At 64.4% G+C, this 17,108-nt stretch carries 17 protein-coding genes; 8 read left to right on the top strand and 9 right to left on the bottom strand.

Annotated features, from left to right (window positions below):
• Positions 1-50: 50 nt before the first annotated feature.
• The 8 genes from AC0L2B_RS03485 to AC0L2B_RS03450 all read right to left on the bottom strand — a co-directional run bounded on the left by AC0L2B_RS03485 (position 51) and on the right by AC0L2B_RS03450 (position 7,891).
• The gene (locus AC0L2B_RS03485) at positions 51-1,067 is read right to left on the bottom strand and encodes an ABC transporter permease (RefSeq protein WP_473744195.1); all 1,017 of its coding nucleotides are present in this window, start codon (positions 1,065-1,067) and stop codon (positions 51-53) included.
• A complete protein-coding gene (locus AC0L2B_RS03480; protein ID WP_473744193.1) occupies positions 1,064-2,695 on the bottom strand; it encodes a sugar ABC transporter ATP-binding protein in 1,632 nt (543 codons plus the stop codon). Before AC0L2B_RS03480 ends, AC0L2B_RS03485 begins: the two co-directional genes overlap by 4 nt.
• A gap of 175 nt (positions 2,696-2,870) precedes the next feature.
• Positions 2,871-3,821, bottom strand: coding sequence for a substrate-binding domain-containing protein (locus tag AC0L2B_RS03475; RefSeq protein WP_023799031.1), 951 nt, complete (start codon positions 3,819-3,821; stop codon positions 2,871-2,873).
• Between the two features lie 254 nt (positions 3,822-4,075).
• On the bottom strand, positions 4,076-5,632 hold the full coding sequence (locus AC0L2B_RS03470; RefSeq protein WP_473744192.1) for a winged helix-turn-helix domain-containing protein: 1,557 nt from the start codon (positions 5,630-5,632) through the stop codon (positions 4,076-4,078).
• Between the two features lie 63 nt (positions 5,633-5,695).
• On the bottom strand, positions 5,696-5,926 hold the full coding sequence (locus AC0L2B_RS03465) for a hypothetical protein (RefSeq protein WP_023799029.1): 231 nt from the start codon (positions 5,924-5,926) through the stop codon (positions 5,696-5,698).
• On the bottom strand, positions 5,910-6,638 hold the full coding sequence (locus AC0L2B_RS03460; protein ID WP_473744191.1) for a gamma-glutamylcyclotransferase: 729 nt from the start codon (positions 6,636-6,638) through the stop codon (positions 5,910-5,912). The genes AC0L2B_RS03465 and AC0L2B_RS03460 overlap by 17 nt, the downstream gene beginning before the upstream one ends.
• A gap of 117 nt (positions 6,639-6,755) precedes the next feature.
• Positions 6,756-7,637 (bottom strand): DMT family transporter, encoded by an 882-nt coding sequence (locus AC0L2B_RS03455; RefSeq protein WP_473744190.1) that lies wholly within the window; start codon positions 7,635-7,637, stop codon positions 6,756-6,758.
• A 47-nt stretch (positions 7,638-7,684) separates the two neighbouring features.
• Entirely contained in the window at positions 7,685-7,891 is a 207-nt protein-coding gene (locus AC0L2B_RS03450; RefSeq protein ID WP_128171069.1) for a hypothetical protein, read from the bottom strand.
• Here AC0L2B_RS03450 and AC0L2B_RS03445 point away from each other — a divergent pair.
• The 8 genes from AC0L2B_RS03445 to AC0L2B_RS03410 all read left to right on the top strand — a co-directional run bounded on the left by AC0L2B_RS03445 (position 7,875) and on the right by AC0L2B_RS03410 (position 16,382).
• Positions 7,875-8,096, top strand: a complete 222-nt coding sequence (locus tag AC0L2B_RS03445) for a hypothetical protein (protein ID WP_473744189.1) — start codon at positions 7,875-7,877, stop codon at positions 8,094-8,096. The two genes, AC0L2B_RS03450 and AC0L2B_RS03445, sit on opposite strands and share 17 nt — an antisense overlap.
• Positions 8,097-8,122: 26 nt before the next feature.
• Entirely contained in the window at positions 8,123-9,562 is a 1,440-nt protein-coding gene (locus AC0L2B_RS03440; RefSeq protein ID WP_473744188.1) for a LuxR C-terminal-related transcriptional regulator, read from the top strand.
• Positions 9,563-9,649: 87 nt separating this feature from the next.
• Complete coding sequence (locus AC0L2B_RS03435) at positions 9,650-9,874, top strand: hypothetical protein (RefSeq protein ID WP_023799025.1); 225 nt, start codon at positions 9,650-9,652, stop codon at positions 9,872-9,874.
• Between the two features lie 269 nt (positions 9,875-10,143).
• Positions 10,144-12,624 (top strand): DNA ligase D, encoded by a 2,481-nt coding sequence (gene ligD / locus AC0L2B_RS03430; RefSeq protein ID WP_473744187.1) that lies wholly within the window; start codon positions 10,144-10,146, stop codon positions 12,622-12,624.
• Positions 12,625-12,713: 89 nt separating this feature from the next.
• Entirely contained in the window at positions 12,714-13,628 is a 915-nt protein-coding gene (gene ku / locus AC0L2B_RS03425) for a non-homologous end joining protein Ku (RefSeq protein WP_023799023.1), read from the top strand.
• On the top strand, positions 13,625-14,728 hold the full coding sequence (locus AC0L2B_RS03420; protein ID WP_473744186.1) for a tetratricopeptide repeat protein: 1,104 nt from the start codon (positions 13,625-13,627) through the stop codon (positions 14,726-14,728). Before ku ends, AC0L2B_RS03420 begins: the two co-directional genes overlap by 4 nt.
• A gap of 229 nt (positions 14,729-14,957) precedes the next feature.
• Positions 14,958-15,602 carry an alpha/beta hydrolase family protein gene (locus AC0L2B_RS03415; RefSeq protein ID WP_473744185.1) on the top strand — a complete coding sequence of 215 codons (645 nt, stop codon included), beginning with the start codon at positions 14,958-14,960 and terminating at the stop codon, positions 15,600-15,602.
• A gap of 9 nt (positions 15,603-15,611) precedes the next feature.
• Positions 15,612-16,382: an exodeoxyribonuclease III gene (locus tag AC0L2B_RS03410; RefSeq protein ID WP_473744183.1), complete on the top strand. Its 771-nt coding sequence runs from the start codon at positions 15,612-15,614 to the stop codon at positions 16,380-16,382.
• Positions 16,383-16,612: 230 nt separating this feature from the next.
• Here AC0L2B_RS03410 and AC0L2B_RS03405 read toward each other — a convergent pair whose 3' ends face one another.
• The gene (locus tag AC0L2B_RS03405) at positions 16,613-17,077 is read right to left on the bottom strand and encodes a GFA family protein (RefSeq protein WP_473744181.1); all 465 of its coding nucleotides are present in this window, start codon (positions 17,075-17,077) and stop codon (positions 16,613-16,615) included.
• Positions 17,078-17,108 lie beyond the last annotated feature (31 nt).

Genomic DNA, 17,108 nt, shown 5'->3' with positions numbered 1-17,108 from the left:
ACCTTCTCCTACAAGGGGAGAAGGTAAATCGGCGCCGCGCCTTCCAACCCTCACCGCCTTACCCGCGATTTCAGCCAGCGGTCGAAGGCCACGGCGAGGATCAGGATCAGGCCGATGACGATGCTTTGCGTGTAGGACGAGACGTTGTTGAACTGCAGCCGGTTCTGCAGCACGCCGATCAGTGCCGCGCCCACCACCGTGCCGCCGACCGAGCCAATGCCGCCGAACAGCGAGGTGCCGCCGATGACCACCGCCGAGATCACCGTCAGCTCGTAGCCGATGCCGGCGACGGCTTCCGAGGAATTGAGCCTGGCCGACAGCACGAAGGCGGCAAGGCCGGCGAAGAAGCCGACAATGATGTAGACCGAGATCAGGATGCGGTCGACGCGCAGGCCGGAGAGCCGGGCCGCCTCGGCATTGCCGCCGACGGCGTAGACGGCGCGGCCGTAGCGCGTGTAGCGCAGGACGATGTGGCAGAGGACCGCCGCCGCCGCGAAGATGATCGCCGGCACCGGGACCGGGCCGATCAGCCCGGTGCCGAACCAGCGCATCGAAGCGTCGAAGCCGGAGATCGGGCCGCCATTGGAGATCGTCAGCGTCAGGCCGCGAAAGACGGTGAGGCCGCCGAGCGTGACGACGAAGGGCGGCACTTTCAGCCGGGTGATGGCAAAGCCCTGGACGCCGCCGGCCAGGGCGCCGACGACGACGGCAGCCAGAAGGGCGGCGAACCAGCCATAGCCTTGCGCGCCGGACGTCGACAGCGACAGCGTGTTGGCGGTGCCGCCCTTGGCCACCACCGCCGCGACCATGCCGCAGAAAGCCAGCAGCGAGCCGACCGACAGGTCGATGCCGGCGGTGAGGATGACGAAGGTCATGCCGAGCGCGATCAGCCCGGTGATCGAGATCTGCCGCATGATGTTGAAGATGTTGATCGGGTCGATGAAGCTCGGCTTCAGCACGGTGAAGACGACGATCAGCAGCGCCAGGAACATCAGCGGGCCGAAGCTCATCAGCAGGCGCGCGACATTGATGCCGCCGCGCTGGCTCTGTTCGGTCGTGCTGGTCATTGCGTCGCTTCCTGCGTTCGATCGAGCGCCATCAGTTCCATCAGTTTTTCCTCGGTCGCCTCGATGCCTGGCATCTCGCCGGTGATGCGGCCGCGCCGCATGGTGACGATCCTGTCCGACACCGCAAGCACTTCGGGCAATTCCGACGAGATCATCATGATGGCGATGCCGCGCCCGGCGAGCTGCACCAGGATCTGGTGCACCTCGGCCTTGGCGCCGACATCGACGCCTCGCGTCGGCTCGTCGACGATCAGCACCTTGGGGTCGCGCGCAAGCCAGCGGGCGAGGATGACCTTCTGCTGGTTGCCGCCGGACAGCCCCTCGATGGGCTGCTCGGGCGAGGCCATGCGGATCGACAGCGTTTTTCTGTAGCTCGCCAGCGCCTGGCGCTCGCGGCGCTCGGCCATGAAGCCGAGAGCGTTGGAGTAGCGGCCGAGCGCTGCGACGGAAAAGTTGGTGAGAATGCCGAGCGCGGCGAAGATCGCCTGATGCTTGCGGTCTTCCGGCACCAGGCCGATGCCGAGGGCGATGGCGTCGGCGGGTGTTTCAGGCGCGATCGTCTTGCCGTCGAGGGTGATGGTGCCGGCGGCGATGCGGTCGGCGCCGAAGATGGCGCGGGCAAGCTCGGTGCGGCCGGAGCCGACGAGGCCGGCGACGCCGAGGATCTCGCCCGCCTTGAGGTCGAGATCGATGCCTTCGAGCACGATGGCGTGCGGCGCCTGCGGATCGCGCACCGTGCGCAGGCCGCGCACGGAAAGCCTGACGTCGCCGGCGACATCGCGCAGCGTCGGCCTGGCATAAAGCTCGGACGCGGCGCGGCCGACCATTTTCTCGATGATTTTCGGCAGCTTGATCGGCCCGCCATCGCGGTCGAGATGGCCGGCCAGCCTGCCGTCGCGCAGCACCGTCATGCGGTCGCAGATCGCGGAGGCCTCTTCCAGCCGGTGGGTGACGAACATGATGGCGACGCCGTCCTTGCGCAGCCGGCCCATGATCGACATCAGTTTTTGCACTTCGGTTTCGGTCAGCGCCGAGGTCGGCTCGTCCATGATGATGAGCCGGCTCTTCAGCGACAGCGCGCGGGCGATCTCGACCAGCTGCTGCTCGGCCACCGACAGCGCAGACACCGGCGTCGCCGGGTCGAGGTCAAGGCCGACGCGGGCGATGATCGCGCGCGAGTCTACCTCCATCTTCCGCCAGCTGACCAGGCCGAAGCGCCCGAGCGGCGCGCGGCCGATAAAAATATTTTCCGCCACGGTCAGCGTCGGGATCAGGCTCAGTTCCTGGTAGATGGTGACGATGCCGAGGCGCTTGGCATCCTGCGGATTGTGCGGATTGAATTCGACGCCGTCGAAAACGATGCGGCCGCTGGACGGTGGCATCACGCCGGACAGGATCTTGAGCAGCGTCGACTTGCCGGCGCCGTTCTCGCCGAGCAGGCCGAGGATTTCGCCGGGCCGAACCTCGAGCGAGACATCGCTCAGCGCGGTGACGCCGGCAAAACGCTTGGTCACGCCCTCGACGGCGAGGAGGGGGAGAGATGGCGCGATGGCTTCAGCTGTGGGCAAAGGTTTCTCCCTGATTGCGATTGGCCGCGGGACAGCGCCCCCCTCTGTCCTGCCGGACATCTCCCCCACAAGGGGGGAGATTTCGCCTTGATAACTGGTTTCGCCAATCACCAACGTTGCAGAGGGAGAGCCGGCGTCGAAGCTGCCAATCTCCCCCCAAGTGGGGGAGATGCCCGGCAGGGCAGAGGGGGGCGCGACAGAACGCTGCTTTCGCCACCGCGCGCCCTGGACCCGCCTATTTCGTCTCGCCCAGCCTTTCCGCCTTGTCGAGATTGTCCTTGCCGATGACGATCGGCGTCAGCAGCACAAGCTTTTCCTTCGGCTCGGTCTTGTCCCTGGCATAGGCGACGGCGATCTGCACCGCGGTGCGCGACTGCTCGCCGGGGAACTGTTCGACGGTGCCGGCCAGCTTGCCGTCGCGCACGGCGACCAGCGCTTCGGGAAGCGCATCGAAGCCGTAGATCTTGACGTCGGTGAAGTTGCGCGCCGCGCAGGCTTCGACCGCGCCCAGCGCCATGTCATCATTGGCGCAGATGATCGCGTCGGGCTTGCCGTTGGCGGCAAGGCCGGCCTCGGTGACCGAGAGCGCCTCGGCGCGGGCGAAATTGGCGGTCTGCTCGAAGATGATCTGGTACTTGTCCTTCATCGGGTCGAGGACGTTGTGCACGCCCTTGTTGCGGTCGATCGCCGGCCCGGCACCTGGCTGGCCCTGCAGATGGAAGATCTTGGCGCCGTTCGGGAAAGCCGCCACCATGGCCTGCGCTTCGGCCTCGCCGCCCTTGACGTTGTCGGCGCCGACATGGGCGAGGATGCCTTCGACCCCGTCGACGCGGCGGTCGATGGTGACGACGGGGACGCCGGCCTGGATCGCTTGCTCGATGGCCGGGGCCAGCGCGTTGACGTCGAGTGGCGAGATGACGATGGCGTTGACCTTCTGCACGAGCGCTGCCTCGATATCGGCGGTCTGCTTGGGCGCCGAGTTCTGGCCGTCGCTTTCGACAAGATTGACGCCCTGCGCCTGAGCTTCCGCCTTGATCTGGTTCAGCATGTGCACGAAGAACGGAAAGCCGAGGCTCGGCACCGAACCAAGAATGGTCAGCTTGTCCTGGGCGAAAGCCAGTTGCGGAGCGGCCAGCGCCATCGTGCCCATCGCCACGGACGACAGCAGGAATTCACGTCTGTTGATCAATTTAGTCTCCTCCCACATGAGCGCATGAACCCGAAAACCGGTTCCGGTTTTCCGAAAATTCCTGCGTCGATCCAGAAATGGAGTGTCCTTTGAGCGCCCAGGGGGACGCGACGGCGCTCCAGCCGGTCCACCGTGACGTTCTCCTCCGCTCGGCGCCGGCGGGCGGATGCTAGCCAAGGCCGGAGATTTGCGCAAGAACGGGCGCGGATCCGACACAGGGCCGCGTCATGTGCTCGACGCTCCGATGCTGCTCATGGTGTTGTCGGCAATAGCGCGTCCGGCAATTGCGCTTCATCCCATCCGGCCAACTCGAGACCGGATCGTATCCGCTCCTGATCTTCCGAGCGCATCATATGAAGGTCCGCCATGATTTCCTGCACGGTCAGCCCGGGGTTTAGGCGACGGCCCTCCCTGGTGCAGGCCCTTGCCTTGTCGATATTGCCGTCAAGCGCGTGACAAGCCGCCAGCCGCGACCATTGCCAGGCACTTTTTCGCGGAAGGCAGGAAAAAGACGCGGCCGCTTCCGGGTAGCGGCCAACGACAAGCAGGGCCTCACCCCGGTCGTAGTAATACCAGGCGGGATGCATCGGATTGAGTTGGATCGCCTGGTCCAGCAGCACCAGGCCGGCCTCGCCATGGCCGCGTATGACCTCGAAGAAGCCCGTCTGCGCCAACGTGTCGGCATCATAGGGGTTCAGATCCAACGTGCGCGCGAAATGGCGTGCGGCGGCGTCGAATTCGGCCAGGTAGATGAGGATCAACGCCAGGATGCGGTGGCAACGTGCCTCGTCCGGGCTGAGTGCAGTGGCGTGCAAGGCCCGGTCCCGAGCCTGATTGAGCAAGGCGCGGGGCGCACCGCCATAGCCGCCTATGATCGTTTCCGCCAAGGCGAGATAGGCGTGAGCGAGCCCCGAGTCCGGATCGCGTTCGAGCGCCTTCAGCAAATGTTGGCGGGCCTGCTGGTTGACGCCCTCGCCATAGCTGCGCAACAGTGCCATGCCGCGCAAGATATGGACGTAGGCCTCGATGTTGGCGGCGGGCGCGGGGGACATGCGCCGCATCGCCGCGCTCTCGATGTTGGCGACCAGCGCGGTCGCGATCCGTTGCGCCACCATCCTTTGAAAGACGAAGAGATCGCTGGTCCTGAACGAAAATGCCTGCGCCCAGATGCGCCGGCCGGACGATGTCTCGGACAGCACGACATGCGTGCTGTAACCATCCTCAGCGCCCTCGACGCTGCCTTCCGCAACATAGTCGGCGCCGAGACGCTCAGCAGTCGCCCAGATGTCCTGGTCGGAATGTTCGGCAAGCGCGAAGGCCGAATGGCGCGCCAGCACCGCGATGGTCTTGAAGTAGGAAAGCGCGTTGATAATCTCCTCGACCGCGCCGTCGAAGAGCGGCTTTGCCGTCGCATCGTCAATGTTAACGCGAAACGGCAGGATGGCGACCATCGGCTCGGGCGCTCGTTCAATCTGAACCGCCGCGCTGGCCGGCGGCAGCGAAGCGGACAGATCGTCGGCAGCCTGGAACATGTAGCCGCGCCGGGGCACGGTGCGAACCAGCGACTGCGTCTCGTCGCCTATGCATTTGCGCACATCGCGAATGCATTGCGTCAGCGAATCCTCTGTCACGATGGTATTGGGCCAGACCGCTTGGAACAGTTCGTCCTTGCTCAGCACACGGCCGGGATTGCGCACCAGGAAGGCCAGCAGCTCGAAGGTCTTTGGCCGCACCGGCACGATCTCGCCGTCACGCCGCAATGTGCCGCGGTCGAGATCGAGAACCGAGCTGCCGACCTGGTGTGCCAAGCTCCTGCACCACCGCTGCGCCTGATTGCGCAACGATCATCGGACCCGCATAAGCCGGTAAGGTCAAGCCCGAAAGATGCGGGAAAGGCGCTGCCACAGGCGCGGCCTCGTTTCAGCAGGAATCGTTTCGGCAGGAATCCTTGCTGTCTCACTCGGCATCAGTCGGTCGAGATAGTGCAGCATCTGGGCCGTTTCGCCGCCACAGAATTCAACGTTGCCCGTCGACAGGATCCGGTGCACGGCTTCCCGTGCCAGAACCGACGGGGAGAATGGTCCTTCAGCCTTCGCATGCATAATCGATCTCCACGGTTGGTGCCGGCAAGGGCGTGCCGGATTGCAATGATCCGAGGTAGGCGGCGACCTTGCCTTGCAGCCGCCATAGCGTGGCGTCGCGGATGTTGCGGGCTTCAAGCTGAACGACGGTCCGGCGCAGATAGTCGGCGCAACTTCCGATGTGGCCGGCGGCGAGCGACAGGATTTCCACTGTGGTCTGCTCGGGCAGGTCTGCTGCATAGGCGGGGCCACTCCGGTCGGCGACGAAGGCGATGGCCCGCAAATTCCCAGCCGCGCCTCGAACCGAAACCCAGCGCGGAATGTTGGTCGGCGGGTTGGCACTCATCTCCCGGCGCAGCAGCCGGTCGATTGCCGCGTCGATATCAAGGTCGGGGAGGCGATAGATGACACCGCGGCAGCTGCCGCCGCGGTCGAGCGCAAGCATCAGCCCGGGCCGCTCGCGCGTGCCGCGCCAGCGGGTCAGCCACAGCGAAAATCGCCGATGCCAGCCATGCACGGTTGCCGGTCGCTCCTCGACGAATTCGAAGCATGGGTTCCACAGCAGGGAGCCATAGGCGAAAACCCAGACGTCACGCGGGCGTCCCGCAAGCAGTTGCTTGCGAATGCCGACATAGTCGCGATCCTCCAGATTGCGCAGTCCAGGCGCCGGGCCGGCGTCTTCGATCTTGCGATCGGTCTTGGCGAGGAGGTCTTCTGTCAGGGCGATTGTCATGGCCGCTCATCGGGTTTGTCTCCCGAAGCATCGCCACGACATGGCATCCGCGTCCTGAACGGATGCTGATATTGTGCTGAAATCGAACGGAGCCGCAGCGCTTGGTCTCACAATCTCTCAGTCTGCCGCCGCCGGCTTGCTGATTTTGTCGGTTGTCAGCGACAGCAAGGTGATTGATCCAAATATGACCGCAGCACCGGCTGCTCCGGTCGGCGACAGCCGCTCGCCCAGAAATATGGCGGCGCCAACCGCTCCGAACACGCTCTCTGCGCTGACGATCACCGCGGCATGGCTGGCCGACGTGAAGCGTTGAGCGATCGTCTGCATGCCGAAGGCGGCCCCGGTCGAGAAGATGCCGAGCACGGCGAGTTCCGGGGCGGCATCGCTGATGGCGGCCAGCGACAGACTACCCAGAAGGGCGCCGAGCGGCAGCGTGATCACGGCGGCGCCGAGAAATTGCGCGGCAGCCGCTGCGATCGGCGCGCCGTGGGTCTGCATATGGCGACCAAGCTCCACCATCCACAGCGCGTAGCACGCGGCCGAAAGTGTCGCAGCGAGATCGCCCTGGCTGAAGCTGGTGATCAAGCCTCCGGACAGCAGCAGGACACCGGCCAATGTCATGGCAGCCGCAAGCCCGCCGACAGCAGTCGGGCGCTCGCCAATCAGCAACCAGGCCACAAGCGGTGTCATCACTGTTGCGGTGCTCACCAGGAAACTCGCATTGGTAACCGACGTCTCGAGATAGGAGACCTGCTGGATGATGATAGATATCGAGAACAGAGCGCTGACTTTGGCGAGGCTGATCCAGTAGCCTGGCCCGGATTTCGTTCCCCATTCGAGCCCCATCAGCGGCGCGGCCATGAGCCCCGCGATCAGGCAGCGCATGCCCACGGCGCTGAGCGGATCGAGATGATCCAGCACAGTCTTCTGCGCAACATTGCCGAAGCCCCAAAAGGCAGCGGCAAGCAGAAGCAGACAGTTGGCCTGCACCTTCGACATATCGATGTCTCGGCAAAGCTTGCGCCGCAAGGGCGGATCGCTGGTTGCTAGCGGGCGGCGAGCTTGTCCCACCGCTTGCAATACAGGCGGACGCCGACGGGCATGATCTCATAGCCGGCGTCATTCAACTGCAGCTTCATCTCCTCGAAGTGCCGCTTTGAGCCGCTGACGATCGATTCAGGCGTGTAGTCCCAGCCGTTGCGGGCGGCATTGGCCAGGATGTCGGCATAGAGGCGCATGCTCGTGATTTTCACATCCGATTCCAGCACCTGCCTGCATCCTCTAGCGAACGACGGCGACTGGGCGGCGGAAAAACTCAAGATCGTGCATGCCAGCATTATCGAAACAGGACGCATGGAAACCTCCCCCGGATGCCGCTTTTTGCGGCAAACGACCTTGCAATTTGTGCGCCTGCGACGGGATCGGGCAGATGCAGTATTCGGCCTCCTGCATTTGTAGTATTCTGTCCTGGGACGGGTTCCACCATGACGGTCAATGACGCTTGGAAAGCGCAGACGCTCGATGCCTTGTCGGGTCGCGAGCGCGCGGTCGCGGAAAAATTCGCAACCGGCATGACCTATCGCGAAATCGGCAATGCACTTTTCATTGCCCCGACCACTGTTCGCACCCACCTTGCGGCCATCTACGAAAAACTTGGCGTGCGCACCAAGATCGGACTCGCGGCGTATTTTGCCGGCGCTTCCGGCGATCGGTCGGGCGGGCAGTCACCCCCGTCGGACGCTCCGCCGGTGCTCGCCATATTTCCGATTGAATGCCTGAATTCCGAAGAGCGCTGGCGCCGCTTTGCCGACGGCCTGTCGTCAGACATCACCATCAACCTGGCGCGATACGCTGGCTTGCCTGTCATCGCGTTCCACACGATGAAATCGCTGGGCAGCAAGCCGGCCGATTTCGCGGCGGACGGCAAGGCGCTCGGCGCCACCTATTTCGTATCGGGCCAGTTGCGTGCGGACGACCAGAGGATTCGATTGACGATAGAGCTTGCCGATGCCCGTAGCGGCGTCGACCTGTGGAGGGAGCGCTACGATCGCCCGGCCGAGGACATTTTCGCGCTGCAGGACAGCCTGGCCGAAAGCATCATCAACGTGTTCGCCGGCAGTTACGGAACGCTGGCCACGGTCGGCCGCAATGCGGTTCGCCGCAAGCCGCTGGCCAGCTTGCGGGCCTACGATTTTTATCTGCTTGCCCTCGAACAGCACACCATGTTCAGCCGCGCCAGCAATGCCGAGGCGATCCGCTTGTTTTCGCGCGCGCTGGAGCTTGATCCTACCTTCGCCAACTGCTGGGCCGAACTCGCCTACGCCTATTCGATCGAGGCCTGCAACGGCTTTGGCGACGACGTGCTGACGTCGATCGAGAACGGGTGGATCACGGCCGAAAACGCCTTGCGTCTCGACCCGACGGACAGCTGCGCTCACGCATGCCTTGGCAATGTCAGGGCATGTCTTGGCGATCTCGAAGGAGCGGAGCGCGCGCACCGGCGCGCTCTCGAATACGGCTCCAACCACGCCGGCATACTGCTGCTGCTCGCCGGCAGCAAAGCGCTTGTCACCGGCGATCCAGCCGAGGCGATCCCGCTCATCGAGCGTGCCATGCGCCTTAATCCATTGGCCCCGCCCTGGTATTTCGGCATGCAAGGCCGCATCCTGTTTGCCGCCGGCAGGCATCGCGAAGCTGTCGCGGCGCTCCGCAGGAGTTCGCCGGAGTCGCCGGACGTGCTGATGTTCCTGGCACTTTCGCATGCGGCCATGGGCGAGACCGGCGAGGCGGCGCGCGCCGCGGCCCGCTTGAGGGCCGAATTTCCAGGCTTTTCGGTCGAACGCTTCATCGCAGGCTATCCGGTGACCAACCGGGACGCCTTGCTTGCCATCCGCCACGCTGCCGAACTGGCGAAGCTGCCGTAGGCGAGTTTAAAAATTGACACGACCGTCTGTCTCGGCCATCCTTATGCCAGCCGTCTTCTCCTGCGGCGGCGTGTGTATGAGCAATCCATGGCCAGTTCCGTCACCAGCCAGAATTCCAAGCGCGCTGCAGTGCGCAGGGCGCTCGGCCGCCACAAGGTCTACATCACCGCACAGAGCTTTTCCGCCGGCGCCTACAAAGCGCGTGTCCTCGTCGACGGCGAGGCTTATTGGGTCGACGAATTCCGGCTGAGCCAGCTCCAGCAGGGTCTGTCGCCGGCCGAGCTCGAACTGACGCCGGCCACCGACGATTGAGCCCGTGTGACCTTCATCCCTTCGTCATCCCAGGAATATTTCGGGGCGCTGGCGGGACAGCGCCCCCCTCTGTCCTGCCGGACATCTCCCCCGCAAGGGGGGGAGATTGGATGTCATGAATGCTTTCGCCAATCTCCAACGTCTAAGAAGAGACGCCAAGGCAGAAGCTGCCAATCTCCCCCCTCGTGGGGGAGATGTCCGGCAGGACAGAGGGGGGCGCGAAGGAATGAGACGCTGGTTGCTGACTGCCGCGCGCTTCGGTCTTTGATATGCCAGCTCCTTCCAAACTCAAGGCCTATCGCGCCAAGCGCGAATTCAGCAAGACGCCGGAGCCCGCCGGCGGGCCGGTTGCCGCAGAAGGCAATCGCTTCGTCGTGCACAAGCATCACGCTACTGCCGACCATTACGATCTTCGCCTGCAGGTCGGCGATGTGCTGAAGAGCTGGGCGGTGCCTCGCGGCCCGTCGCTCAATCCGGCCGACAAGCGGCTGGCGGTCGAGACCGAGGACCATCCGCTTGAATATATCGACTTCGAAGGCGTCATTCCCGAGGGCGAATATGGCGGCGGGCCGATGATCGTCTGGGACACCGGCGTCTGGGCGCCGATGGACGATGTCGAAAAGAGCCTGCGCACCGGTTCCTTCAAATTTCGTCTCGCCGGCGAGAAGCTGAATGGCGGCTGGATGCTGACCAGGCTGAAACCGAAGCCCGGCGAGGATGAGGGCAAAAAGAACTGGCTGCTGTTCAAGGAGCGAGACCTCGCCGCCGACGCGGGGCTCGACATACTGGAAGCCCGGCCGGAAAGCGTCAAATCCGGCCGCAGCATCGAGGAGCTGGTGGCAAAGCCTGCCGCAAGGCCTGCGAAACCGGTGGCATTGAAACCCGGTGCGCTGCCGGGCGCGGTCAAGGCGCCGCTGCCTTCCCGGATCCAGCCGCAGCTGGCCACGCAGGTTCCGAAGCCGCCGGGCGGCGAAGGCCCTGGCGAAAAAACGGGCGAAATCTGGCTGCACGAAATAAAATTCGACGGCTACCGCACCATGGCGCATCTGGCCGACGGCGCGGTCAAATTGATCACCCGCGCCGGCCTCGACTGGACCAGGCGCTATGGCGACCTGCCGCTCGCCTTTGCCAGGCTGCCCTGCCGCGATGCAATCATCGACGGCGAGGTCGTCGTGCTCGACGCCAGGGGCATCAGCCGCTTTGCCCTTTTGCAGGAGGCGCTGGCCGAGGGCGCCGGCAACAAGCTCCACTACTATGCCTTCGACCTGTTGTATCTCGACGGCTGGGACCTGAAAAAAGCGCCGCTCGGCCGGCGCAAGGCGCTGCTGTCGCAATTGCTGTCCGGCCTGGGCGCCAACTCCGCCATCCAGTTCTCCGACCACGTCGAAGGCGATGGCCAGGCGCTCTACGACCAGGCCTCCGAGATGGGGCTGGAAGGCATCGTCTCCAAGCGCGCCACGGCGATCTACCAGAGCGGCCGCACCAAGACCTGGACCAAGACCAAGGCGCTGAAGACCGGCGATTTCGTCATCGCCGGCTACACCACCTCCGCTGCAGCCGAGGGGCTGGCCGCGCTCGGGCTCGGCGAATTCGAGGATGGCGAGCTGCACTATCGCGGCAAGGTCGGCACCGGCTTCGACGCCGCCACCGCCACCGCGTTGCTGGCCCGGCTGGAGCCGCTGCGCGCCGGCGCGTCTGCACCCGAAGGGGTTCCACGCGAAATCATGCGCGAGATGAACTGGGTGCGGCCGCTGCTTTCGGCGCATATCCACTATGCCAACCGGACCACCGATAATGCGCTGCGCCATGCCGTGTTCCGCGGGCTGCGCGACGTCGGCCTGTCGACGCCTGTATCGGCCAGGCGCAAGCGGCTGATCGCCGAGGCCGACCTCGCCACGATCTGGGTGACCAACCCGACGCGGCGGCTGTTCGGCAGAACCGGACCGACCAAGCTCGATATCGCCGTCTACTACGCGCTGGTCGGCGACTTCATGCTGCCGCACATTTTGGGCCGCCCGGTGTCGCTGGTGCGCTGCCCGACCGGCAAGCCGCAGGACTGCTTCTTCCAGCGCCATGCCTTCACCGGCATGCCGAAATCGGTGGCGACTTTTGAGGCGACCAATTCCGAGGGCGAGACCAAATCCTACCTGTCGGTCGAGGATGCCAAGGGCTATCTGGCGCTGGCGCAGTTCGGCGTCGTCGAGTTCCACACCTGGGGCACCCATCGCACGCGGCTCGACAAACCCGACCTGATCGTCTTCGACCTCGATCCGGGCGAGGGGGTTAGCTGGCGCGAGGTGGTCGAGGCGGCGGTGCATATCCGCGTCGAACTGGAGGCGATGGGGCTGGTGCCGTTTGCCAAAACCTCGGGCGGCAAGGGCATCCACATCTCAGTGCCGGTGACGCAAAAACAGAACTGGAAAAAACTGCACCAGGCGACCAGCGCCATCTCCTCGGCATTGGCCGCCACGGCGCCCGACACCTTCACCACCACCATGGGCAAGGACAACCGCAAGCGGCGCATCTTCATCGACTTTCATCGCAACGCGCGCGGCCACACTTCGGCGGCACCCTATTCGCTGCGCGCCCGCACAAACCTGCCGGCCTCGACGCCGGTGAGCTGGTCCGATCTGGAATCCATCGACGCTCCGGAAGATTTGAATTATTCTTCACTGCCGGGGCTTCTGGCCACCTCCGGCGATCCCTGGGCCGACATGGAAGATTTCGCTAGGGATTTGCCGGTATTGTGAGGGCGATGTAGGTTTTGCGCAGCGTCGTTCGTCCTTTGGACGAAGCGCTGCGAAATGTTCGACGGTGCACGGCCGCGTAGGAGAGTTTCATGGCGCCCAGGGCAAGTTGGAAAGGTTACCTCAAGCTCAGTCTCGTCAGCTGTCCGGTTCGGCTGTATCCGGCGACGAGTGCCAGCGAGCGCATCAGTTTCAACCAGCTGCACAAGGACACCCACAACCGCATCAACATGAAGCCGGTCGATCCCGAGCTCGGGCTGGTCGAGCGCTCGGATCTGGTCAAGGGCTACGAATACGAGGACAAGCAGTACATCATCATCGAAGATGCCGACCTCGAGGCGGTGCGCATCGAATCCAACCACACGATGAATATCGAAGCCTTTGTCGATGAGCATTCGGTCGACGTCATCTATCAGGACGCGCCCTACTACCTGGCGCCGGATGGCGCGATGGCGGAGGAAACCTTTGCCGTGCTGCGCGAAGCGATGCGCAAGTCCGGCAAGCTGGCGATCGCCCGGCTGGTGCTGTCCAGCCGCGAGCGCGTGGTGACGATCGGCGCGCGCGAGAACGGCATGTTCGTCTGCACCTTGAGGAACCCGAACGAGGTGCGCGGCACGGCTGAATATTTCGGCAACATCCCGGCCGGCAAGCCCGACCCGGAAATGCTGCAGCTTGCCGAAGCGCTGATCAAGCAGAAGGAAACCACCTTCGATCCGAAGAACTATGAGGATCGCTACGAGATTGCGCTGATGGCGATGATCCGCGAGAAGCTCAAGGGTCACAAGCCGATCATCGCGGCAGCGCCCGAGCGCGGCAATGTGATCAATCTGATGGATGCGCTGAAGGCCAGCCTGTCGCAATCGGCCAAGCCGCCGGCCAAGAGCAAGAGCAAGGCCGATGAAGCGGCGAAACCGGCAACGAAATCCGCCAGGGGCGGCGCCGGCGCGGCCAAGGAAAATCCGCTCAAGGCCAATCTGCTCAAGGCCGTCGGCAAGAGCAAAGGGTGACAGCGCCCACCGGTATAATTTCCGGCAGCGTCTTCGGCGCCATCGGCGCGTTGGCCGCGTTCCCGCTGAGGCTGGCGGCGCGTGAAGTCGAGCGCCGGCAGGGCCAGTTGCGACGCGGCGTCAACAGGCGCACCAGCCATGTCGTGTTCGGCCGCACGCTTCTGGCCAAGGCCGGGGATGCCGAGATCGAGCGCCGCGTCGCCGCCGAGCGTGCGGCCGGGCGCAAGCTGATCAGCGAAAACGGTTTTTTGCGTTTGCTCGGGCTGATGAAGGCGCCGGAGGCTTCGGCGCTGCCTAGACAGTCGCTCATTGACCAGTCGCGGCTTGCCGCCGCCGACCTCGACCTGTTGTCGCTGTTCGACGCTTTCGAGCATGATGGCGAACCCTATTCGTTTCGCGACCTGATCCTGGCCCGCAAATATGCCGGGCTTGTTGCCGGCGGCGCCTCGTGGGGAGCGATCGCGCGCTCGGTGCACCGCTGCGGTCCGATCGCCTCGCTGACCGCCAAGTCGCTGAATGTCGGCTCGCAGCATGGGCGCGCCGATCAGATCTACCTCGAAGGCGGCCAGAGCGAACTCGACGGCCAGTTGCTGTTCGATTTGGGCTCGCCGGATGACAACACGCTGGAAGAACTGTTCGCCGATGCCGAAGCCGCGGAACAGGCTGAAGACCACGAGCAGGCGGCGGCACTCTACCAGCGCTGCCTGGCCATCGATCCGACCGACGCCATCGCCGCCTTCAACCGCGCCAACTGTCTGCGCGCCGCCGGACGCGCGGCCGAGGCGGCGCACGACTATGCCCGCGCCATCAAGTGTGACCCCGGCTTTGTCGAGGCCTGGTTCAATCTGGCCGGGCTGATGAGCGATGAGGGCCGCGACGGTTCGGCGCGACGGCATCTGCAGAAGGCGATCGCACTCGATGCCAATTATGCCGACGCCGTGTTCAACCTGGCAAGGCTGGAGTTCGACGCCGGCAACCTCGCCGAGGCGCGGCGGAACTGGGCGCGCTATCTCGAGCTCGACGCCAGCTCCGAATGGGCGCGCATGGCGGCCAAGGGTATTCAGTTCATCGATTTGCAGCTGGCGCGGATGTCGGGGTGAGGGCTCGTTTGGTCGCGCTTGAACACCCCCCTCTGGCCTGCCCTCTTTGCCACCACTTGGCATCTCCCCCTCAAGGGGGGAGATTGTGTGCAATGCGGCTTTCGCCAATTTTCACCGTCGCAGGAGTAGGCGGGGAGACGAAGCTGCTAATCTCCCCCCTTGAGGGGGAGATGGCCGGCAGGCCAGAGGGGGGCGCGAAGGAACGCGGCCTTCAAAAGTGGGCCGCCCCATGACCACCTTCCTCCTCGACGGCCCAGAAACCGCTCCCATCACCATCCTGCTCGCCCATGGCGCCGGCGCGCCGATGGATTCTGCCTCGATGAATGCCACGGCAAAAGCGCTGGCCGAAGCCGGGTTCCGCGTTGCGCGCTTTGAATTCCACTACATGGCGGCCCGCCGCTACGGCCACCGCAAGCCGCCGCCGCGCGCCGAGACGGTGAACCCGGAATACATCAAGGCGATCGCCGACCTCAGGGCGAAGGGCGCGAACGGGCCGCTCATCATCGGCGGCAAGTCGATGGGCGGCCGCGTCGCTTCGATGATCGCCGACGAGATGTTTTCGAAGGACGAGATTTCAGGGCTGCTTTGCCTCGGTTATCCCTTCCATCCGCCGGGCAAACCGACGCAGCTTCGGACAAAACACCTCGCCGATCTCAAGACGCCGACGTTGATCTTCCAGGGCACACGCGACGAATTCGGCACCAGGGACGAGGTCGCGACCTACGATCTTTCCGACGCCATCGAAATGCGGTGGCTGGAAGACGGCGACCACGATCTTAAACCGCGCAAGAGCATCTCCGGCTTCTCCACTGCCGATCATCTGAAGACTCTCGCCGATGCGGTGAAGGCGTGGACCGAGCGCATCGTGCGCTGAAGCAGGCCGATGAAGATCGCCACCTTCAACGTCAACAACATCAACGGCCGGCTGCAGAACCTGCTCGCCTGGTTGACTGTCGCCAAGCCCGACATCGTCTGCCTGCAGGAACTGAAGGCGAGGCAGACGCAGTTTCCGCGCACAGCACTCGCCGCGGCCGGCTATGGCGCGGTTTGGGTGGGACAGCCGACGTGGAACGGCGTCGCCATACTGGCGCGGGGTTCAGAACCGGTTCTGACCCGCGAGGCGCTGCCCGGCGACGACGGCGATAACCAGGCCCGCTACATCGAGGCGGCGGTCAGCGGCATCGTCGTCGCCTGCCTCTATGCGCCGAACGGCAACCCGCAGCCCGGCCCGAAATTCCAGTACAAACTTGCCTGGCACCAACGCCTGAACGCGCATGCGGAAGAACTGTTCGACACCGGCCTGCCGGTGGTGCTGGCCGGCGACTACAACATCGTGCCCGAGCCGCGCGACATCTATCCGACCCGCTCCTATGACGACAATGCGCTGGTGCAGCCGGAGAGCCGGGAATCCTTCGCAGCGCTGCTCGACCAGGGCTGGACCGACGCGCTGCGCAAAAAACACCCGAAGGAGACGCTCTACACATTCTGGGATTATCGCCGCAACCGCTGGCAGCGCGACGCCGGCCTGCGGCTCGACCATATCTTGCTGTCCAAGAAACTGACGCGCCGGCTGGCCGGGGCAGGCATCGACCGCGACGTTCGCGGCGAGCCCGGCGCCAGCGACCACGCCCCGGTGTGGGTTGAGTTGCGGTGAGGGGTGGGAGCCAATCTCCCCCCTTGTGGGCAAGGTAATCGCATTTGGATTCTTGCGAAGGTGGACCCCCACCCTAACCCTCCCCACAAGGGGGAGGGAACGCTGCCGCGCGCTTTTTAACTTCCCCTTTGGCGCCGAAAGGCAGGCAATTTGCCGAGTTCGGCGCCAACGAAGTCTCCCTCCCCCTTGTGGGGAGGGTTAGGGGTGGGGGTCCATCGTAGAGCGAAACCTTAGCCCGGTCGCGCGCCTTCGCGCGCGAAGGCCTCGATCAAAGGTGTGTACCCCTTAAGGTCGGGTTGGGTGGCGAAGCTGTGGCTGGCGGCGGTCGTTGCCCAGGGCAGCCTTTCCGACGTGAAAACCTCGACGAAGGGCACGTACCAATTGTGCTCGTCGAGCATGGTAGCGCGAACATTGACGAAGAAGTCCAGGCCGTGCGGATGCGTGAACATCCAGTTCTTGCAGTGCGGGCAGTAGAGTTGCCGGTGCGGGCCGTGCATGCCGCCGACCACCGGCTCGCCTTGCGTAACGGTGAAGCCGCTGCTTGGCACCGCCATAGTCAGGGAATAAGCACTCGCGCTCAGCTTCTGACAGCCGGTGCAATGACAGGCCATTGTCAGCAAGGGCGGCGCACTTATGCGAAAGCGTATCCCGCCGCACAGGCAGCCGCCGTCCCAGGGTAGTTTCCAATCATCCATCACTTGGCCTCGGTGCTGAGTTCCCTGGCAG

The sequence above is a fragment of the Mesorhizobium sp. WSM4815 genome, assembly GCF_055811575.1.
The sequence above is the reverse complement of the archived record's forward strand: the minus strand, read 5'-3'. Positions and strand labels throughout refer to the sequence as shown.